At 49.8% G+C, this 22,637-nt stretch carries 12 protein-coding genes; 7 read left to right on the top strand and 5 right to left on the bottom strand.

Annotated features, from left to right (window positions below):
- Positions 1-40: 40 nt before the first annotated feature.
- Positions 41-1,213 carry a benzoate/H(+) symporter BenE family transporter gene (locus AC6ROY_RS17460; protein ID WP_500101858.1) on the top strand — a complete coding sequence of 391 codons (1,173 nt, stop codon included), beginning with the start codon at positions 41-43 and terminating at the stop codon, positions 1,211-1,213.
- A 124-nt stretch (positions 1,214-1,337) separates the two neighbouring features.
- Entirely contained in the window at positions 1,338-1,667 is a 330-nt protein-coding gene (locus AC6ROY_RS17455; RefSeq protein WP_500101857.1) for a hypothetical protein, read from the top strand.
- Positions 1,668-1,816: 149 nt separating this feature from the next.
- Here AC6ROY_RS17455 and AC6ROY_RS17450 read toward each other — a convergent pair whose 3' ends face one another.
- The 5 genes from AC6ROY_RS17450 to AC6ROY_RS17430 form a co-directional block, all read right to left on the bottom strand.
- Positions 1,817-3,805, bottom strand: coding sequence for a hypothetical protein (locus AC6ROY_RS17450; protein WP_500101856.1), 1,989 nt, complete (start codon positions 3,803-3,805; stop codon positions 1,817-1,819).
- Between the two features lie 109 nt (positions 3,806-3,914).
- Entirely contained in the window at positions 3,915-5,453 is a 1,539-nt protein-coding gene (locus tag AC6ROY_RS17445) for an extracellular solute-binding protein (RefSeq protein ID WP_500101855.1), read from the bottom strand.
- 145 nt (positions 5,454-5,598) lie between these two features.
- The gene (locus tag AC6ROY_RS17440) at positions 5,599-6,486 is read right to left on the bottom strand and encodes a carbohydrate ABC transporter permease (RefSeq protein ID WP_500101854.1); all 888 of its coding nucleotides are present in this window, start codon (positions 6,484-6,486) and stop codon (positions 5,599-5,601) included.
- A 15-nt stretch (positions 6,487-6,501) separates the two neighbouring features.
- Positions 6,502-7,449, bottom strand: coding sequence for an ABC transporter permease (locus AC6ROY_RS17435; RefSeq protein ID WP_500101853.1), 948 nt, complete (start codon positions 7,447-7,449; stop codon positions 6,502-6,504).
- Positions 7,450-7,697: 248 nt separating this feature from the next.
- Complete coding sequence (locus AC6ROY_RS17430) at positions 7,698-9,929, bottom strand: helix-turn-helix domain-containing protein (RefSeq protein ID WP_500101852.1); 2,232 nt, start codon at positions 9,927-9,929, stop codon at positions 7,698-7,700.
- Between the two features lie 279 nt (positions 9,930-10,208).
- On the opposite strand from AC6ROY_RS17430, the gene AC6ROY_RS17425 reads away from it, so the two are divergent.
- From AC6ROY_RS17425 to AC6ROY_RS17405, 5 genes are all read left to right on the top strand, one after another.
- Positions 10,209-17,735, top strand: a complete 7,527-nt coding sequence (locus AC6ROY_RS17425) for an endo-1,4-beta-xylanase (RefSeq protein WP_500101851.1) — start codon at positions 10,209-10,211, stop codon at positions 17,733-17,735.
- Between the two features lie 258 nt (positions 17,736-17,993).
- Positions 17,994-18,812 (top strand): AraC family transcriptional regulator, encoded by an 819-nt coding sequence (locus AC6ROY_RS17420; RefSeq protein WP_500101850.1) that lies wholly within the window; start codon positions 17,994-17,996, stop codon positions 18,810-18,812.
- 307 nt (positions 18,813-19,119) lie between these two features.
- Complete coding sequence (locus tag AC6ROY_RS17415) at positions 19,120-19,974, top strand: ABC transporter permease (RefSeq protein WP_500101933.1); 855 nt, start codon at positions 19,120-19,122, stop codon at positions 19,972-19,974.
- A gap of 13 nt (positions 19,975-19,987) precedes the next feature.
- Positions 19,988-20,860, top strand: coding sequence for a carbohydrate ABC transporter permease (locus AC6ROY_RS17410; RefSeq protein ID WP_500101849.1), 873 nt, complete (start codon positions 19,988-19,990; stop codon positions 20,858-20,860).
- A 69-nt stretch (positions 20,861-20,929) separates the two neighbouring features.
- Positions 20,930-22,534, top strand: a complete 1,605-nt coding sequence (locus AC6ROY_RS17405; protein WP_500101848.1) for an extracellular solute-binding protein — start codon at positions 20,930-20,932, stop codon at positions 22,532-22,534.
- Positions 22,535-22,637 lie beyond the last annotated feature (103 nt).

The raw sequence follows: 22,637 nt of genomic DNA, 5'->3' as shown, positions 1-22,637 counted from the left end.
GTGGCGTTCAAGCAGGCAGAGGGGAGTTTCTGACGCATCTATGTTAACAACGAAAAATGCTTCGACCGGGCTGGCGACGGCCGTTATGGCATGTATGGGCGGAGCTGTGCTGGTCATCAATAGCGCCAACGCGCTGGGATTAAGCCGGGCGGAAGCCTTGTCCTGGTTGTTTGCCGTTTATGTCATTGGAGGTCTACTTAATTTATTCCTCATTTTACGCTACCGGATTCCATTTGCGGGCTGCCAGTCGCTGACCGCTGCCGCTTTTTTGAGCACTTCGGCTTTACATTACCCGATCGCCGAGCTGGCGGGCAGCTTTATGATGGCCGGGGCGCTGATTGCACTGCTTGGCATATCCGGCATGTTCGGGAAGGTGATGGATCTCATTCCGAAGCCAATGCTGGATGCGATGCTGGCCGGCATTGTGCTGCATTACGTGGTCGGCATTATTCCGGCGATTAAGGAATTTCCGTTGGTCGGACTGCTGTCCTTGCTCGGATTTCTACTTGTGCCCCGGCTATTCAAGTCGATTCCGCCCTTGCTGGGCATGCTGCTGTTTGGCGTAATCGGGTTAGGCATGGGTTATGAGTTTCCGGCCGCGGAGGCTGCGGAGTGGGGGATGCTAACCTGGATTAGCCCGGCGTTTACCGTGAACGGCTTTGTTTCCTTGTCGATTCCGATTGCCATCCTCATTGTCAGCAACGATATTGCGGTAGCGCTCGCCGCCTTGAAGAAAAACGGGTTCCAGCCGCCCGTGAACAAGGCGATTGTGTATTCGGGGCTCGGAACGCTGGTTGTCGGAATGTTTGGCGGCCATGCGGTCACGATCGGAGGGATGATGTCGACCTTGTGCAGCAGCGAGGAGGCCGGTGAGAAGCAGCATCGAATCTGGGCGGGAGTCGTGTGCAGCGTGCTTGTTATCACATTTGGCTTGTTCGCCGGAGCGATGCTGGTCGTGATCAACATGCTGCCGCCGGCGTTTATTGTGCTCGTATCCGGCTTTTCGCTGGCGGGAGTTTTGATCGGCACGCTCCAGTCTGTCTTTTCGGAGACCTCGTACCGGTATTCCGCTTTGTTTGCATTTGTGATCGCGATTGCGAACGTATCCTTTTTTGGCGTGTCGTCTCCGGTATGGTCGCTGCTGGTCGGCTGCCTCATCGCCAAGCTGCTCAAGGAAGGAAGGCCGAAGGAGCCCGCTAAGCTACGATCGTAAGTTGGCAGAGTATTATCGTCGGCTCCAATTAGGTCTTCATCACAATTATTATTTTGGGCGGAATGAGGCCGTATTAACTCCTTGGCTCGAGTTTTTTATCAACGGTCTCGCGGAGGTATTCCAAGTGGCTGCAGCCATTGTAACGGAGAAGTCAGCCCAAATGACGAGAATTGAACCGGAGTTGATTCGAAAATTAGACCCGCAGCAAAGGATGCCTTTCGCCCAATTGACTTTTAAGCAAGATACGATGACGACGAGTGAAATGAGGGAGCTTTTCCGATTATCGGATCGATCCATAAGGGAAAAGGTAAGCTACTGGAGGGAAGCGGGGTTTATCGAACCTCGTGACCTGGAAGCAAAGAGAGTACGCTCCGTCAAATTAACAGAGGCTTACGAGCAGCTTGCACAAGAAATTCGCCAGGCCCCTGACAAATTTTCGCATTTCCTTAAATGAATATAACAAAATAAGCTGACGCCCGGGATTCCCCGCCGTCAGCTTATTTGAGCTAGCGCTTCACAATTTGTTACGTTTCCTCGGCATGATTTCTGCCTGCGTTCATTCGATATTTCTCCTTAACATGTGCGAATGTTATGCGTTCCGTATTATTCATCGGCAGCAGACGCCTGTTCCCAGTAGTCTCCGGCCAGGCCTTCCAGGACGCTGCCGCTTGCCCATGGCATCAGGGCGAACCAGGTGCTGGCAATCGAGCCATCCTTATACGTTTGTGTCAGCAGTCCTTCCGAATGACAAAATCGTTCCGACATCCAGCCTTTTCTTCCGTAATCAAACTCATAGTCAGCTTGATTGTACGTTTGGCAGCCCCAGCCGATCGTATCCAGCATACGCTCGCGGACGTATTCATCCGCGCTTTGCTCGACGTAATAGAGCAGCTCGTCCACGAGATTGCTGGACATGGGATGGATATGCGGATTCGCGATGGAGGTGACGCTCCCTCCGCAGCTGGACCAGCCCAGTCGGCTGAGCGGAGGCGCCTTGACTGGCGAATTATAGGCGAACTTATACGTGAATTCGTAATGAATGGCATCCTGCATATGCGCCAGAAGCTGCTCATCCCCTGTAAGGGCATGCAAGTACCTGACCGCTTTGATATACGCGAGAATCCCTTCCGAGTCTGTGGCCTTGTCCGTATCGAGGGGGGCTCCGTAGCATTCGACCCGCTTCACGTATCGTTCGTAATAGTGCTGTTCACTTTGCTGTAAGCTGGTTAGATGCGACCGATCCCCAGTCAGATAGCTGTAGTAAGCCAAGGCTGCCATACACCAAGCCCCGCCGAAGGAATCGTATTCCAGGCCCGCACCTGTTTCTTCCGATAAAATGAACGGATATTCGCCGTCCGTATTTTTGGTTGGCTCAAGCTTCATCAGCACCTTGTTGACAAAAGGCAGCCAGTCCTCATGCGTGCAGGCATGCAGCCGCTGCTCAAATTCATAGGCCTTCAAGATATAAAATAGCGCTTGCCCTGCGAGGTAGGAGGAGTGGCCGCGCGTACGCATTCCGTCAAACCACCAGCCTTCGATGCTCCATTTGCCATCCCGATACGTTTCATACGGAAGCCCTGTTGCAGGGTTCAAGCAATTTTCCACGATGTTTGTGATGCAGGAAAGCGCTTGGCTCCGCATCGCTTCATCCCCGAGCCGCAGGGCCGCCATCAGCACGGGAGTGGCCACGGACAAGCCGTTGGTCCAACTGATCGAAGGAATGGGATTATACCGGAAGCTTCCGGAGCCCGGATTATCCTCAAAGACAAAGCCGGAGTAGCTCTTCGTTTCAGGAAGCCATGCATACTGATAGACAGCCGTGGCCAAATCGGCAACTGCTGTGCTTGCGCTGCTTGCCTTTCTGGGACTTTCGTGATAACGGTAGTAAACATCCTGGCACGCGTCGTGAATGCCCAGCTCGGATTCTGCCTCGTAATCATATAGGATCAATGAAAGCTTCACGCACTCTCCGGCTGCCAGCTCGAAGCAATTTTCCGTGAGCGGCGCTCGATCCGCCACCTGCTTCGACTTAATGAACAGCCACGGCGCATTCTCGTAGCCAAGCGTGTAACCGACGGTTCCCTTGGCAAGCGAGCAGGAATAGCCGCCATACTGGTAAAACGGCCCCTCCAGGCCAGGCTTCCATGGCTGCTTTCTTCCGTCTTTGAAAATAAAATACGGACTTGCACTAAGACCGCGTATATGTCCGCTATCGTAGACAAAGGCAGCCGGATGCGACAAGCGGTCGCTTCTTACCATCCACCAGGGCGAGGAGGGACGGGACGGGGTGCCGGCTCTCAGTCTGGGAAACTCGTTGGGCACATGCTGAGGACTTTCTCCGCGGTTTCGTCCGTACATGAAGGCGGGCAAAAAGAAGCGGGGATTTGTGCGGCCGCAGGGCAATTCCACGTGGATGACTCCCAGCCAGGCGGAGCTCCCTTCATTACGAATTTCTAGCGCGGCTTGAAATGGATCGCGGGGACCGCCAGTACCGCCGCTGATGTGCAGGGCAGCGCTTAATCCATGCGTTCCCAGCTCCGTGTAGGTCGTATCCTGCTGGGATTGGCTTCGTGCCGTCAGAACAAGTTCCATGATAATTTTCCTCCTGTATACGAGTCTGAGAGCAAGGCCGCCCCCCGCTGGTGACGGAGGGCGAGCTTGCGTTGACTTGCTGTGCTGTGCCGGGCTGGACTGGACGGGCTTACTTCTTGGCAGCTTCGAATGCTTTCCGCTTTTCGTCCATGACCTCTTGTCCACCGATTTTCATATAATCTTTCACCTGGCTGTCGTAAACCTTGTCGAAGTCAGCAGGCTTTGCCGTGACGACTTTGACGAATATTTCGTCAGTTTTCGCTTTAAGCGTAGCAGCATATTTGATTTCTGCCTGAATCGGGGTGTTGACGTTCGGCTTGATCACCCCGTCCGTACTGCCCAGCTTGATGCTCGAAATTGTAAAGTCCTTAAATTTGGGATCGGATGCGTTCGCCGCGATATTCAGATTTTCGTCTGTAGCGCTTACAAACTTGCCATTGAAAATAAGGCTGTAATCCGGATAATTGTAAAGCGTCTGCTTGGCTTCCTCGTTGTCCAGCGTTTGCGGGATGCCGTCCTTCGTTTCATAGGTTTTTCCTTCCGTTCCATTTTGCAGCGCGAGAATATTTTTCGGTTGAGCCATCCAATCCAAATATTTCACAACAGCTTCTGCATTTTTGCTCGCTTTGGGCACAAACAGATACAGGCCGTTCGGCGGATATAAGGCTTTCGGACGCTTGCCGTCCGGCGTCGTAAACGGGTCGATCGGAACAAGCTTCGCTTTAGGGTCTGCCTTGTACACCTCTGCCAGATAGTTCTGATAAACGGGCTCATTTGTGTTCGTTGTGCCAGCGCCTACCCGGCCGTTAATCAGGTCCTTTTGAAATTTCTGCGGATCTTTATTCATGGTAAGCGGGAAGTCCGGGTCAATAAGCCCTTCGTTGTACAGCTTGTTCAGAAAGCGATGGGCTTCCTTATTTCCGGGCAGCAGCCATTCCGGCATCGCGTTTAAGTCCGTATCAGAAATTTTGCTCCATTCCCAGAACGAATACTGCAGCGGCCTCATATGAAAGGGATCAATATTGCTGTAAGGCACAACTTTATCGCCGGATTTGCCGGGCTTTTTCTCTTTAAACGCTTTCAGCGTGTTGTAAAACTCTTCGGTTGTTTGAGGCACCTTCAGGCCAAGCTCATCGAGCCAGTCTTGCCGGATTACCGTCGTGCTCTGCGGGAGCAGCATCCGGCGCGCCGGGATGGCGTACTGCTTGCCTTCAAATACGCCATAGCTCAGCACGTCGTTGCCCAGCGCTTTTTTTAGGTTTGGTCCATGCTTCTCAAGAAGCGGGCCGAGATCGGTTAAGCCGCCGTCCTTTACATATTTCTGTACGGTGGGCGTATCGTAGGTATAGACAAGATCGGGCGCCTGGTTGGCGGCCATGAGCACATTCAGCTTCTCGACCTCCTGGGTTCGCGGAACCAATTCAAATTCAACCTTGATGTTGTTTGGGACACCGAAGTTTTCTTGAATGTACTTCGTCATGAAGTTGTTGGTAATAGGCGGCGCGCCTGTCGGCGTATTGTTGCGGTCGAAGAGCTCGATTCGCAGCGTCGTTGGCGCGGTGCTCGCTTCGGAGGGCTTGTCTAGCTTCTCTGCGCCCGTCCCGGAATTGTTGTCCCCGCAGCCTGCCAGAAGGAACGTAGTAGACATTACCGCCAACAGGCTCTTTGACCATGCGCTTGACATGACTTTCATTTGACCCTCTCCTTAGGTACATGGAATTTTTCATTATAGGAACTGCCGCCGTGTAAGGCGTCAGCAACCATCACGGATCGGAAAAACTGGTGAGCAGAAGTCAGCCCTTAACGGCGCCAATCATCATGCCGGATACAAAGTAACGCTGCAGCCACGGGTATACCAGCAAAATAGGAACCGTAGCAAACATAATGGACGCCGCTTTAAGGCTCTCCGGCACCGGAGGCGTAGACCCGAGTCCTTCTGTCATATCGTTTACTTTACTGTTCATGACCATCTCGTAAAGACGCAGCTGCAGCGGATACAGGTTCGAGTTCGTGATATAGAGGAGCGCGTCCATGAAACCGTTCCAGCGGCCCACGGCATAAAACAGGCTGATCGTAGCCAGAACGGGCAGGGACAGCGGCAGAATGACGCTAAGCAAAATACGGAATTGGCTCGCGCCGTCCATGCGTGCGGATTCCTCAAGCTCCGTTGGAATGGAAGAAAAGAAGGTTTTGATAATCAACAAATAAAAAGCGTTAATGGCCCCCGGTAAAATCAGCGCCCAGATGGAATCCAGCAGATTCAAGCTTTTGATGAGCAAGTATTCCGGAATCATGCCGCCGCTGAAGAACATGGTCACAACGATCACGAACAGGAAGACATCGCGGCCCGGCAGCTGTTTTTTGGTCAGCGAATAGGCGGCCATAATCGTCATCACCATGGAAATGACCGTAAACAGCGTGACGAGCATCATCGTGAACACAAGGGAACGAAGCATCTGCGCGTTGCCAAATACGGACTTGTAAGCGGTCAGGTCGATGTCCAATGGGAAAATCGTGATCTTGCCCGCCATGATGGCGCTGTTGCCGCTCAGGGATAGCGCCAGGATGTGCAGCATCGGTACCAGGCAGAGCACGCTGGCGATCGTAATGATTCCCATAATGGCCGCGTCCAGCAGCTTGGCTTGGCGATCGGTAATTGTTGTGCTGCGTTGGCTAGTCATGAAACATTCTCCTCCTTACCAAATCCCCTGGTCGTTGACCTTGCGGGAAATAATATCTGCAGACAACAGGAAGATCAGGCCGACGACTGCCTGGAATAATCCAATCGCCGTGGCAATCGTATACCGGGCTGACTGAATGCCAACCTTATATACATAGGTGCTGATCACCTCGGAGACATCTGTCACGAGCGGATTGCTGAGCACAAACGGCCGATCAAAGCCAATGCTCGCCATATGTCCAATATTGATGATAAGCAGGATGATGATCGTCGGCTTGATGCCCGGCAGCGTAATATGCCAAATTCTGCGTAGACGGCTCGCCCCGTCCACCTCTGCGGCTTCATAGAGTTCCTTATTAATGCTTGTCAGCGCGGCCAAATAAATGATGGTTCCCCATCCGGCGCTTTGCCAAATCCCGATTCCGAGATACGTCAGCACCCAATAGACCGGTTCCGTCAAGAAGGGGATGGCTTCCACATGGAAGGTTTTTAATATACCGTTCACGATACCTGTATTTGTCGCCAGCAGCTGGAGCGCCATGCCTCCTATAATGACCCACGAAATGAAATGCGGCAAATACAGAATCATCTGGGCGCCCTTCTTGAACCAGTGCACCCGCAATTCGTTCAGAAGTATAGCCAATAAAATAGGGATCGGAAAGCTGACGGTCAGGTCCAGCAGGTTCAGCATAAACGTATTGCGCAACGCGAGATAAAATCCTTGCATCTGAAATACTTCCTTGAACGTTTCAAAGCCGATCCAGGGACTCCCCAAAACTCCCTTAAAAATGTTGTAGTCCTTAAACGCGATGATGACGCCAAGCATAGGGGCATACTTAAAGGTTAGAAAATACATCATTGGGAGCAAGAGCAGGATGTAAAGCTGCCACTCTCGGATCAGGGCTTTAGCCTGCCAGCGTGTCGCTGTCTGCGTCCTCGTCCTCGTCTTTGTTGTTACTGCCATAAGTCTGCCCTCCTTCAGAATTTCGCCATTCAACCCATGCATGGTTAGGCCGGCCTCACAGCTCATACTGTATCATCCGCCTGGCAGCTTTGAACATTGACAATAATTCGAGACTTAACTTCCTCCTTGCGGGCCAGGAATGAGGCGTACTTTACCTTTCTTTGAGGCCTAACCTTTCTTTTCAGACTACGTTTCGGGCTTTTTTTAGGCAAAAGAAAAGCCTGCTGAAGGGCAGCAGACCTGGAGCTTTAGCGTTGCGTTCGATAGATGGCACGGTACTCGCCCGGCGGAAACCCGAACACCTTTTTAAAGGCGCGGTGAAAGGAAAGCACATGGGAATATCCGACCTTCTCCGCGATGGATTGAATGGGATCGTCGCTTTCCATCAGGATGTCCCGGGCATGCTCAAGCCGAACCTTTAACACATAATCAATAAACTTCTCGCCGGTCTCTTTCTTGAACAGCGTGCTGGCATGACTGGCAGGCAGATGGAATGCCTCGCTGACGCCCATCAGCGACAGCCCGGGGTCAGCAAAATTTGCATCAATATACGCTTTCATTTGCATGGCGATCGACGTGTTGCTCGTCAACTCCCGTTCCTTGTCCACCTCAACCGCCAGATTGTCCATGACGGCTTCCAATTCCCGATGCAGCTCTCCGATGGTTTCTGATCGCTCCGCGAGCGCAGCAAACTGGTTGCGATACCGTTCGTGCCAGGCATTTGCCAGCTCCAGCGACATAGCTGTCATTTCCTTTTCCAGGTGCCGGGCCAGACTCATGGTGAAGGAGGCGACTTCGGCTTTGCCTACTCTTCGATTTTTTAAGTCGTTGATGAGCTGTGCCAGCTTATCGCGCCACTGCCAGTCCCCTTTGCGAAAAAGATGCGCCATCTCCGGCATCGTGCCGAATAACACGTAGGAATCGCTGTCGGACTTGGATTCGGCCATCCGGGTGTCGATCACGGCGTTGGTTCCGAACACGGCCTTGTAGGAGACGTTAATGCCTGCCTGGCGGTACGACTGCGCGATGGTGTCCATATCGTTCGCCACCGTACCGATCCCGACGGATACGGTGATTTGGAGATTGGCCTGGATCCAGCTTCGATACTCCTCACACAGGCGGAACAGGGTTTCCTCATAAGGATGGTGCGGCTCCATAAGAAACAGCACAAAGGTCACCTGCTGCGGCTCTGTCCATAAGGAGCATCGCGGTATGCCTCGCTCATTGGCCAGCTCGGAAAAGGCGCTTTCCAAAATATATTTCAGCAGATGCTGGTCTCCGGGTTTGTAGGAATCCGTAAACAGACGATACCGATCAAGCTCGACGGTGATGACGCAGAGCCTCTCGTAGTACATCGGCAGTTCTAACGTCAGTGCTTCGTCCCTCCATTGGGCGCCGTCGATCACACGATGACCGACAAGCAGCTCGTGGAGCAGAATCCGCTTGCGGTGCAGCGCCTCCGCCTCCTGCAGCGTATTGTAATCGACAGCTTTTTTCAACAGCTTGTCGATGGCGGATTCGATGAATTTGAATTCATTGAGCTGTGATTTGCTGCCCCGGCCGCCGCTTTTTCTTGCCGTCACCGTATTGATTTTTTCGACTAGATTTTGAATCGGTCTATAGTGGATATGGGTGATGAATGTAAACCAGATCAACGCCAATACAATGATGATCAGCACTGCGATGATCCAGACATTGGATAATAGCGATAAGGCGGAATATCCTGCTGCGTTGACGCTGTCCGCGTAATAGGTCCAGCCCGTATAGTCCGAAACAGCCTGGAGACGCGGGGCAGCAGCCGAATTCTCTGTTTCGACAGCCTGGAACTGCCGGCCATCCGTACCGAGCATGTGAACCGTTTCGCGATCTTCCTGGCTGTATTTATTCAGAAATTCCATCATCGAGCTGACGTAAATATTAATGACAAGGGTCCCTTTTTGAAGGGATGGGTAGGTGTAGTTTTTCACGATGGATACGACCTTTTGTTTGTTGCGGTCGAGGGTCGATAACGAATAGTCCCGCGGTCCTGTCCAACCGGCCTGGGCTGTCTCGTTCTTGGCCTCCAACATAAAGCCCAGGTCGGCAAAATTGTCCATATCATAGATGCTCGAATCGGAAAGAATGCGCTTGTTGGCTTCGTCGTAGAGGTAAATGGAACTCGTAAACGGAAACGAGGACTTTAATTCGATTAAGCTTTGCTGAATGATGAAATAATCGTAGATGGCCATATCCTCAACGGAAAAAAAGTTGATAATCGTCGGATCGGTAATCAAAGCACTGACCGCGTTTCGCTCGATCAGCTTCAGGTTCGCTTCCGTATTTTGCATCATTTGCTCGACAATTGCTTTGTTCGTTTCGATGTAGCGCTTCTCGGACGCATGATTCAACGTGGTGAACAACACAAAGATGACGGAAGATATGACAACAAAAAAAATCGGTGTATAGGATAACATCATACGGTAATACCAGTTCATTCTCATGTCATTCCGACCTCCTATCGTTCAATCTTATCATTATTTTCTTGAACTGAATACGGTTTCACCAAGAAAAACGACGGTTCAGCTCGCGCACGGATGCTGTCGATCGCTGCGCTGGTGTCAATTTTCATCTGAGAAAATAGGCTAATCTTTCGAAAATAGTACAAATAGCAACTAGTTTAGCCATTTAGTTTGTCAAATTTCAAGGGTAAGATGGTGAGGTAATGAACCTATTAAGAGGAGTTCTCCAGTCAAAAAGAAAGCTAAGGAGGAATGCATGGTATGGGTAATTTTAGTTGGCGCAAGACACTTGCGGCTAAGCTGATGGGCGCATTGATGCTGTCAAGCATTGCCCCTGTGCTGTTTTCCATCCAGGTTCAGGAAGTCAAGGCTGCCATCGAGGCAGCTCCGGTAACGGCCAAGTGGTACTCAACCTATCAAACGATGGATGGCGTAGGCGCGGCCTATGCTTACACGGATTCCATCCATATGCTGCAGCTTGCTTCGGCTGGGCATCAGGACACCGTCAGACATTTGCTAAATCTCACATTCAGCGAGAAAGATGGAACAGGGCATGATATTGTACGTGTGATCATTGGGGATAACGGCGGCTTAACCGCTTCCGGCGCTACTGCTGCAAGCCCAGGCTTTAATCCTGTAACAGGCTTGCTGGCCGATACCGCGAAACCCGGCTTCGACATGGAGGGGAATCCTATTCCCATGAGAGGAACGGCTGGGCAGTACGGCTATAAAATTGAAGCGGAAAATCGTTATGCCGACGGCAATACGGACAGTATCTGGCCTAATGAGCCGGAGCATGCCCCAGGTACGTTAGTGCCGGTTGAGGGCTTCGTCTGGGATTATCCGTCCTGGAATCAACCGATTGCAAATGACGATGGAGGTCCCACCAACCTCCTGAGCGCTCCCGATCAAGCTCCTGTCGTGATCAAGAACGGCCCGCGTACCCGAAAAGAATTGTTCGATTTTGACCAGGTATGGACGATGCGCCAGGCGATGCAGTATGGTGTCAAGCAGTTTTACGCTTGTACATGGACAGTCCCTTATTGGATGAGCAATTCCTCAACGAACTCCCCCAGCAAAATCATCCGAGGCGACACGGCAACCATTGATGGCAAAGTCGTAAAGATTTACTACCAGGCTTACGCCGATTATCTCGTCCATTATATTCGCGGCATGTGGGAGCAGTGGGGGATTCCCATTACCCAGATCAACCCCTTTAATGAAGTTGATCTTGCCGGCGGGACCGCTGACTATGTTCGAGAGCTGATAAACGGCTACATCGGTCCTACCTTGAAAAAGTCCATGCAGCCCGGCGGAGCCCTCTATGATATCAAAAATCCAGACGGCAAGCTCATTGATTTTATACCGCAGCTTGCAGCCGTCGACGGTACGAATCTGAGTGCGTCTTTAAGCAGAGGCGGTCTGGTGTTCCAAGATACCGATCCGGATAATGCATTGGATAAAAATCCGTACCTCGATGTGTTTACGACCCACTTGTATGGAACGGTAGGCATCGGTACGGATGAAACGAAGCTGTACCATACAGGTGATTTTTCCCAAAGCCCGCTAGATTATATGAAGGACGGGTCCAAGTATCCGGAATATTTGACTAAATATAAGCTCTGGCAAACCGAGTTCATGAATCAGGATACAGCCGACGGTTCTGCAGGCGCGTATACGCAGCGGTACGGTAATCAAAATATTAATGACGCCGTGCGCTGGTCCAACCTGCTGACCAACATGTTCACCAGCAATCCGGGCTTTAACGGCTTCGTTTGGTGGAGCATGTGGGATAGCAACGGCGCAGACGGCTCCGACTTGATACGATTTGTAACAACAAACTCGCAGCAGGAGCCCGGGCGCATCAGTACGTTGACAGGCGAATACCGTGCATTCAAGCGTTTTTACGGCTATGGCCATTTCTCACGCTTTATGAAGCCCGGCGATGTACGCTTTGATGTAACAAAAAAACCTGCTGATGATATTCATGTTGTCGGCTTCAAAAATCCGAACACGAATGATTTTGCCATCACGGTTTCCAATGCCAAAAATGATGACAGCATCCAGCCCTTGGCGTTTACAGTGCAGGATTTCCCGGCAGGTACAACGAGTGTAACCGTCTTTCGTACCTCAGGCAGCGAGAATCAAAAGAAGTTAGCCACAATTCCAGTTCGTAACGGCAAATTCGTTATCGACATCCCGTCAGCCAGCATCGTTACGATTGTACCGTCACAGGGGACTTATGCCACGTATAACGGTCTTGATCGTGAGCGGGATATTTTCTCTTCGCTTGAGGCGGAGGGAAATGACAACGGTGTGGCTGGAGACACTGCCGGGAGCGCGGGTCGTAACAATGAAGCTGTCACCTTGAATGAGGAAAAATACCTTTCCTACAAAAACGTCAACTTTGCGGATGGCTCCGCTAACGGCGGTGTGGTCCGCAGGCACTTGTTATACTTGACAGCACAAGCCAAATCGGCAAAAGGCGGCAAGCTTCAAGCCTACGTTCTGCCGGTGGGGACAGTTGTGAGCAGTACTGCCGATATTGTAGCCAAAGGTACGCGGGTAGCCGAAATCCTCGTTCCTGCTAATGATAAATACGGCAGTTATCAGGATAGGGTCGATACAGGCGACCTTAGCGCGTATGGCCATAAAGATTTCTATATCGTGTCTAAGGGTACAAATACGGTTGACCGCTTCTTATTCGGCGCTAATGACTCCGACTGGAGTGCATATGCCAATAACTCGACGGTGTCCATTCCGGGCAATATGTTACAAAATGGTGACTTTGATACTGAAAACGCCTCCAATACAAACCATTGGTCAGCAGGTCGTTATAATAAAGGGATGTTTGAACAATCAGTCTCCGGGCCAGTTTTAACTGCGGATACGATCCAAAGCTACTCCGGTATTTCGCGATACCTGAAAAACAATGCGACATCAAGGGTTGCCGGGTCCGGGAAACTTGCAAACCGCATTGACGCCCCGGAGCAGTACGACGGAATGTGGCAGGATGTCACGGGCAAGCTGACGAAGGGTGACGCCTACAACTTCAAGGGTTACTTCCTCTCAATGAAGAGTCGTCCGGAGAGCTATGATATGGCTGCTGAACATCCGGGGGATGTGGAAGCCGCGCTGGTGTATTACGACAGCAGCGGGAATCAGTTGGGGATGACCTCGATTAATAACCGGGACATGCCTGAACCGTACCCCGCTCGTGAAGCCGGAGATCCTGCTTATTGGAGCAACGGCAAGCTGATCGGCCGCATTCTTGAGGGCGGACCGGTCGGTTTAAGCTCATTCCAGCCTGTTGACGTGAAGGTGGCTGATTGGCACGAAACACCGAACCGACCGTTCACTTATCATGAGCCAGAGGGGACGGCTAAAGTAGTTTTGGCCGTGTATGCGAACGATTCCAATATCCTCTATGCAGATCAGCTTTCGCTTACACCTGAAATGACATCAAGCTATAGTCTTTTTATTGATGGAATTCAGCCTTCCAATTTTGATGCAAGCAAGTCGGAGTATACGTACTTGGTAGCCGGTAATTCCATACCGGTCGTCACCGCTTCTTCCAGTGATAAGCATGAAATCGTAAGCATCTCCCAAGCGGATAGCGCTCAAGGCACGGCTGTTGTACGGTTTATCAAAGGTCCCAACGTGAAGACATTTAAAATTGCTTTTCGTACAAATGAAGGCATCAGCTTCGCGAATGGTCTTCCAACCGGGTGGCAGGTAGCAAATCCGGCGGAGCCTCAAGCTGCGATCACTTATGGTACGGCCGGAGACGTAACGATTGCTACCACGAAGGCGGATGCCGATTATCCGAATAGCCGGAATGTGCTGCAATTCCCGGGTTCGGCGAGTGGCAACTGGACGCTTACAGCGAGACTTACCGTGAATAAAGCACTGAATGATTCCACGATAGCAGAGCTTTCACAAGTAGGGCTTGGTCTTAATCGTCCTTCAACTGGCGAGTTTTATAGAATCAATGCGAGGAAAGTCGGATCTAATATCAAGGTGAATTATTCAGGTAAAACAGGTACCAGCACGTATTCGGGCAATACGAACCAAACGAACCTAACAGGCACCGTTTATGATCTTCGTATCGTGAAGGAAAGCGGCATTGTTCAGGGGTATTTCTCCACGAATGGGGGTTCAAGCTGGCTTGCTATGGGGAATACGACAACATTTACTCCAGCTTTCTTTGATGATGCCAAATTAGAACTGTATGGGGCCAACTTTAGTGCAGCAACCGATCTAAACGTGAAGTTTTCCAATGTTACCTTAGTGAAGACTTTAGCGGAGGCCGGGGAGGTTGACGCGGATCAACAAGCTGTGGAGCAAGCAGCGGCATGGATTGGCGCCCAACTGGCTGTTCCGAATGCAACCGGTGATGACGCAGCCACATTGAAAGCAAAAGCACAAGCCTTGCTGGACCAAGCTGCAAATCTGAGCGCCCTTGGGGTTACCAGCACAATTCTCTATGAGGATGGTCAATACGCATTGCGTATTTCCAAAGGAGCTGCAAGTGTAAGTGTCAATTCGTTTACGGTGGTCGCCGGTGAGAAAACCACGCGAGACTTTGAGGATCAAACGGTGCAAGGCTTCACCCCGAAGGGGAGTGGGACGGTAACATTGACTCCAACTAATGAAGCTAACCACACGGCTGGCGGAGCATACGCTTTAAAAGTTACCGGCAGAAATGCAACTAGCGACGGGCCATCCGTCCATGTGAAGAACGCCATCAAGGTTGGTCATGAATACAAAGCCACCGTATGGGTCAAGCTGATTAGCCCGGCAAGCGCTCAATTGAAGCTTACCGCAATGGTCAATGGGCCAACACCGTACTATGTCAGCCTTCAGCAGCAAACGGTAAGCAGCACGGCTGGCTGGGTCAAGCTGGAAGGGACGTATCGTTATCTGAGCGACGATGTAACCTTATATGTAGAAAGCCCGAATAGCGCTACAGCCTCTTATTATCTAGATGACTTCAGCTTCGAGGACACCGGTTTGCAAACTATTGTTCCGCTCAAAGAGGTTTACAAAACTAACTTCTTGTTAGGAAATGTACCGGGAAATAATGATCTGACACCGGGCAACGGTCAACATGCTTTTTTTAATTATCATTTCAACAGCGTGACCTTCGGCAATGAGATGAAGCCCGATGCTCTGCAGAAAAACAAAGGTGTCTTTACATTCAACACCTCGGACAGCATGGTTACGAAATCCTTGAATATGGGGCAAAAGATTCATGGACATGTGTTGGTATGGCATAGCCAATCCCCGACGTGGTTTACGCAAAAGGTAGATGCTTCAGGAAACGCATTGAAGGATGCAGCTGGAAATCCGCTCTACCTTGACCGTGATGAGGCGCTCGCGAATATGAAAACGCATATCAAAACGGTCATGGAGCATTTCGGAGACAAAGTGATATCGTGGGATGTTGTCAATGAAGCTATGCAAGACGGCCCACCGGCGGTGTCCGATTGGAAAGATGCGCTGCGTCAATCGCCCTGGTACTATTCTGTGGGGCCTGACTTTGTAGAGCAAGCCTTCCTTGCGGCCAGAGCTGTGCTGGATGAACATCCGGAGTGGAATATTAAGCTGTATTACAATGATTTCAACGATGACTATCCGGCGAAGAGAGACGCAATCTATGATATGGTCAAAGAAATGAATGAACGCTATGCGTTGACCCATCCCGGAAAGCTCCTCGTTGACGGCATTGGTCTGCAAGCTCACTACGATATGAGAACAAGTCCGGCAAATGTGGAAGCGGCGATTGTTAAATATGCTTCTTTAGGCGTTGAGCTTAGCATAAGCGAGCTTGACGTTCTGGCCGGCATGAATTCCTCGTTATCTGCGGAGTGGTCGCAAAAACAGGCCAGTTTATATGCTCAATTGTTTCAGATTTATAAAAAGCACGCCGATAAAATCGCACGAGTCACGATCTGGGGCTATACAGACAGCTCAAGCTGGAGAGCCAGCCAAAATCCGCTGCCGTTTGTTAGCTCTCTGGCGCCGAAGCCAGCCTATTATGCGATCATTCAGCCGGAAACCTACATGGCAGAGCATCCGACGTACACGCCTCCCGAGACGAAAAGCTCGACGGCTCTGTATGGCACGCCAGTAATTGACGGGACGATTGATGCAGCCTGGAGCAATGCTCCTGTTATTGAAATAAACAATCATTTAATGGCGGCGGCAGGAGCAACCGGTACTGCAAAAGCGCTGTGGGATGAAGATAATCTGTATGTTTTGTTCGAGGTGAAGGATACGCAGCTTAGCAAATCGAGCACGAATAAGGCGAACCAGGATTCCGTCGAAGCCTATGTGGATGAAGACAGGGTGAATGCGTGGCCTTATCGCGAAGATGACGGGGAATATAGAGTAAACTTTGCTAACGAGCAATCGTTTAAATTTCTTAGCAACTCTACTCCAGCTACATCGCCGGGCTTTGAATCGGCTGCGGCTGTAGATGGAACAAATTACAGGGTTGAGATGAAGATACCGTTTAAAACGATTACTCCGCAAAACGGTACGCAGATTCGGTTCGACGCACAGGTGAATGATGCCACAGGCGCTAATCTGGTGAGCGTGGCTACCTGGAATGATATTCTGGGAAGAGCGACGAAGTCCACGGAGGTGTTTGGAAATCTGACACTCACCGGCAAGGAGGGGGCAGACACGACGCCGCCTTCCTGGGCTCCGGGAAGCGTGCTCGAAGAGAGCGGCGTAACAAGCACTGGACTGACATTAAAGTGGCCAGCGGCTGAAGATGCCGGCGGGGTAGCGGGTTACAGGATATTTAATGGGATTGATGAAGCGCCTGTTACTGTAGCTGGACATGTATATAGCCACACGATTTCCGGATTAACGCCGAATACGACCTATACCTTCAGGGTTGAGGCGGGGGATCATGCCGGGAACTGGAGCACAAGCGGATTGTCAAAATCAGTAACGACGTCTTCGGCAACCGCAACTACGGCGACAGTAACTGGCACAAGCAGTGTTGCTCCAGGCCAATCCTTTAACGTAAACTATGGTCTGGTACATGTAGCAAATGACCTGTACGCCCAGGATATCACCGTAAACTATAATGCCTCGCAGCTTGAGCTGCAAAGCGTTCAATCCTTGAAGCCAGGTCTAGTTGTCATTAACAGACATGAAGTGGCGCCGGGCAAAGTGCGTATTCTAGCGTACTCTCAAGGGGAGGAGAACGCCGTGAGCGGAAGCGGCGACCTGCTTCAGCTGCAGTTTAAGGCGCTTCCTGCAACAAGTACGTTAACGAGCACCGTAGCCTTGTCGAATGTGAAGGTTTCGGACGGCAGCGGAACGGTCATCTCAGTGAGCAGCGGTTCCGTGTATACGGTCGTCATTAGCGTAAACGAAGTCGATAAAGCTGCCTTGAATCAGGCGATTCAAACGGCAGTCGCGAGTCTGGGCGATGCGATGGAAGGCTTGCTATGGGGACAATATACAGTCGGTTCCAAGGCTGTATGGCAAGCGGCGATCAGCGCTGCCCAAGCGACAGCGGCGAACAGCTCAGCTACGCAAGAGCAGGTAGATCAAGCGGTTTTGCAGCTAAACGCTGCGCGGCAAATTTTTAATAGCTCCCTGCAAACGCAAGCTACAATAGGTGATTTGGGCGTTTTGGCTAAGTACTACAATCAAACCTCCGATTCATCAGACTGGCATCTTATTAAGCGTTACGATACAAATCAAAGCGGCGGGATTGATATCGCCGACCTTGCGTACATCGCAAGACTTATTTTGAATGACTAAAGAATAGGTAAACGAATACGAAAACAGCCCTTTGTTGCTCCAGACGAGCGCAATAGGGCTGTTTGCTTATTTATGCAGCTAGCGAAACACTTGAGTAGGCCGAGGGAACGAAGAAATCAAAGCTTCATTTTTGGTAACATGTCCCTATATTTTTCAATGCAGAGTTCCTTGAATCTAGATACGCATCATCATATAATAGATTCAATCTTCAGGTATTGGGTTAATTGTATAATTTTACACTTAGAAAGGATAATTTCTATGGAATATGTTGAAATTAATCCTCAAATTGAACTATTCATCAACAGACACTCCACACCTACTTGGATTATTGAAGAGGCTACAACCGATTTTATTGATTTAACCTATATTTTTAAGGGACGGGCTTACTACTCCATTAATGGCACTGTACATGAAGTTAATCAAGGGGATCTTATCTGCATTCCTAAAGGCAGCCGCCGAAGCGCGACCACTGACCCCGCAAATTTGATGACCAGTTATGCGCTGAACATTCATCTCTATGATCTGAACGGCCAGGACGTAGCTTTGCCATTTCCTTTAATATCGCGGATCGGGGAGCCGGAGGAATTGCATTCCTTGTACAATGAATTGACATTTGAATGGCTGAAGAAAAATAAAGGTCATGAATTGAAAGCGCGTGCATTGCTGCTTCTGATTCTTCACTACTATTTCAAGTCTCTGTACTATAAAGGCAATAATGAAAATATAGACAAACGTATTCAGAAAGCGATCAGATACATATTAAGCAACCTGCAAAATCAAATTGAAGTTGAAGAGCTGGCGTCTATTGCCGGCCTGACTACCGCCTATTTTGGCACGCTTTTTAAGAAATACATGGGGGCATCCGTTAAAGAATATATCAATCGCATGAAAATCAATAATGCTGAAAATATTCTCCTTAGCGGTGAGTTTACCGTTCAGGAGGCTGCTTATAAATGCGGCTTTGAAGACATTTATTATTTCAGCAAGCTATTTAAAAAAATAAAAGGGTTCCCTCCCTCCCGAATTTTAATCGAAAATAGCAGGTTTGATCGTCAGGAATATAAGATGCTGAACTAGTCGCATAAATTGTACTTATCGCCGGAAATAGCGATAGGTCTTTTTTTGCGGATGCCAGCTGTCAGCTGAATAACATGTTATCCATAATTAATACAAAAGGTAAAAGATTTGTCCATGGACTTTGAAAACGCTTAAAATTACAATTTAAGTATAAAAAGTATTCGAAAGCTCAGGATTGGCATGATCTGATGCATCTGAGATGGGGAGGAGCGATGTAATGAAAACAGAAGCTAGTGCTGCAGCCTCCAGGCTTGCAGTCAAAGGAGGCAGCCTCGCCTACTTGAAGCGACAATGGCCGCTTTATGTCATGATGGTCGTACCGATGGCATTTTTCATCATGTTTAGGTACATCCCGATGGCCGGCGTTGTGGTTGCTTTCAAAGATTACAACATTTTTAAAGGGGTTTGGGCCAGTCCATGGATAGGCCTCGAGGTCTTTAAGGAAATTTTTGCCATGCCCGAGTTTTACAAGGCGCTTCGCAACACGCTGATGTTGAACGTGCTTGGATTGCTGACCTTTCCGGTTCCGATTATTTTAGCGCTTCTTCTTAATGAGCTTCGGGTGCAATGGTACAAGAAGGTAAGCCAGACCTTGATGTATTTGCCCCATTTTATTTCGTGGGTCATCGTAGGGGGCATGACCATCGAGCTGCTCTCAACCAATAATGGTTCGATTAATCACATGCTGATGGCCATCGGCGCTTCTCCCATTCCATTTCTGGAAGAACCGGCGCTATGGATTGCAACTTATGTTGGGACAGGGGTTTGGCGCAATGCCGGATGGGGAACGATTCTATATTTGGCAGCGCTTACAGGCATCAATAAGGAATTGTATGAAGCGGCCGAAGTGGACGGTGCAACCCGGATGCGCAAAATCTGGCATATTACTTTACCAGGCATTAAGCCGACCATCGTCGTCCTGTTCATTCTTCAGATCGGGAATATGGCCAATATCAGCTTCGAGCAGCCTTATGTGTTGAAGAACTCTTATGTAATGGATTACGCTCAAGTCATCAGCACTTATGTGTATTCGGTAGGGATTCAGTCCGCAAGATTCGCACTTGCAACTGCTGTCGGCTTGTTCCAATCCGTAGTCGGATTAATTCTCCTGCTGTCGGCAGAGTTGATTTCGAGAAAAATCAATAATCAGGGCATTTTTTAATGGGGGTACATGTATGATTCAAAATCCGGCTGAGAAAGTAGGCAATACCGTTATTATGGTTATGCTGGGCATCTTCTGTTTGTTCTGCGTGGTGCCCATGATCCATATTTTCGCATTATCGCTCAGCGGCAATCGGGCAATCATGTCCGGCGAAGTGACATTATGGCCGATCGATTTAAATTTCGAGCCGTACAGGAGCGTATTTGGCGACGTAAGCATGATTCGCTCGCTGTTGTTTACGATCTGGCTTGTTGTCGGCTACACAATTGTAAGCTTGATCGCCACGGTTCTGGCCGCTTATCCGCTGAGCCGGCGGAATTTTAAGGGGAAAAACATCATGTTCGCCCTGATCATCATAACCATGTTTTTTAATCCGGGTATTATCCCAAACTACTTGTTGATTAAAGAGCTTCATTTGTTGAATAGTGTATGGTCACTGGTCTTGCCGCTGCTCATCAACGCGTTTTTGCTGATTATTCTGAAAACCTCATTCACCCAGCTTCCCGCTGAGCTGGAGGATTCCGCCTGGATGGACGGATGTGGTCATTTCCGCTATTTAGTGCGAATCGTGCTGCCGCTGTCCTTACCGATTTTAGCCACCTTGGCTCTGTATTCCGCGGTCGATCGATGGAACATGTTTCAGGATGCGCTGTTTTATATTAACGATTCAAGCCTGTATCCGATTCAGCAGAAGCTTTACGAAATCGTAATTAACAGCCAGGTGAACGACGCCACGGCACAGGAAGGATTTGGAGGCTCCGCTCCGGTGCCGGAGAGCTTACAGGCTGCAAGCATCATGTTCGCAACGGTGCCAATTTTACTGGTATACCCTTGGCTTCAACGGTTTTTTATCTCAGGGATGCTTGCGGGCGCGGTCAAAGGCTGATAGCTGTCTCTACCGTTTCAAGCGGTTGAATTCACTATACATTCAGCAGATTAAAGGGAGGATTCACACATGCAAGTAAAATTTCGCAAAACCATTAACGTCTCCATGGCAGTTATAGCGACGACTGCGATCGTGGTTGCAGGCTGCAGCAGCTCACAAACCAGCCCCAATAACTCAGCCGCTCCGGGAAGTTCAACAGGGGCGAGCGAGACTCCGAAAGGGGAACCGATCACTTTAACGGTCGAGCTGTTTGATCGAAGCAATGCACCGGCCGGCGCTCCGCCAATCACAAACAATTTCATGACGCAGTACGTTCAGAAAAATTTCGGAGATCCGAACAATATCACGGTCAAGTTTGTCACCATTCCTCGCTCCGAGGAAATCAAGAAGCTGAATGTATTAATGGCGTCTGGAACTGCACCCGATCTCGTCTTTACATACGACAAGCCAACTGTTCAAAGTTACGTGCAAAGCGGCGGAATTGCGGATCTTGGGCCAGCGATTGAGAAGTACGGACCCCAGTTGAAGAAAGTGCTTGAACCGACACTGAAGGACGGCGTTTTTAACGGCAAACAATATACGATTCCGGCGCTCCGGGTTATCCAGTCACAAACGACAAGCATCATCCGTAAAGATTGGCTTGATAAATTGAATCTGCCTTTGCCGACGACGACAGATGAGTGGTATCAAGCATTAAAAGCGTTCAAGGAGAAGGACCCGGGCAATACGGGCGGAAAAGTCATTCCTTTTTCATTGATAGACATGTTCCATATCAAACCGCTGACCAACTCCTTCTGGGATTGGGATAAAATCACGGAGGAGGATCGGTTCGCTGATCCAGACGGGTGGACGCTGCCTGGTAACAAGGAAGCCTTCAAGTTCTTAAACAAGCTATACAATGAAGGCCTGCTCGATAAAGACTTCCCGCTAGCGGCTGACTTCAGTCAAACCTTCAATAGGCAAGTCGTCAACGGCCTTGCAGGGTCTGCAACACCGAACACAAACGATCCAATTTACAGCGGCTACTATGCAAACCTGAAGAAAAACAATCCGGAGGCTGTTCTCGCCACGATAGACCCGTTCAAAGCAGCGAATGGAAAGTATCCTAAACCGATGTATTCCCCGAGCGGTATTTATTTGATGGTTCCAGCAGCGAGTAAAAACGTTGATTCGGTTATCAAATATTTGAACTGGATGGCGGAACCGAAAAATCTTATCGCGCTGCAATTCGGACAAGAAGGCGTTTCTTACAAAATAGGAGACGACGGCATTCCATTTGCCTTGACAACGCCTGAAGCCAATCAAATTCTGTTTAATAATCAGGATTACGCGATGATTATGAACGGTAAATATGTGAGTACGGACGCACCTGAAAAAAACATGGCAGCTAATGCGACCGACCCGCAATTTAAAGACTTTACCATCAGCAGCATTAAGACCGGTGCGCGTGACGGCTATACAGGGCCGCGCGTCGACATTCCAATTGAAGCGGAAATCAAGTATTTACAGATTCTGAACGAAAAGGTCAAGCAGATGCTGGCAAAAATTATTACGGCCAAGCCTACCGACGTCGACAGCATGTATGATCAGCAGCTTAAGGAATGGAAGGATGCCGGGGGCGAAGCCGTTATGAAAGAAAGAAGACAGGCGTATCAGCAAACCTACAAGAAATAATTGCAATCCGGCCTAACGAACTCGGTTCTCTCTCCATGGGGGAACCGAGTTTCATTATTTCCGAGATTGCCAATTAAAATGTGTAACCTTTGAAAACAAATCT

This window comes from Paenibacillus sp. sg306046, from assembly GCF_059821225.1.
This window is presented reverse-complemented; position numbering and strand designations above follow the sequence as displayed.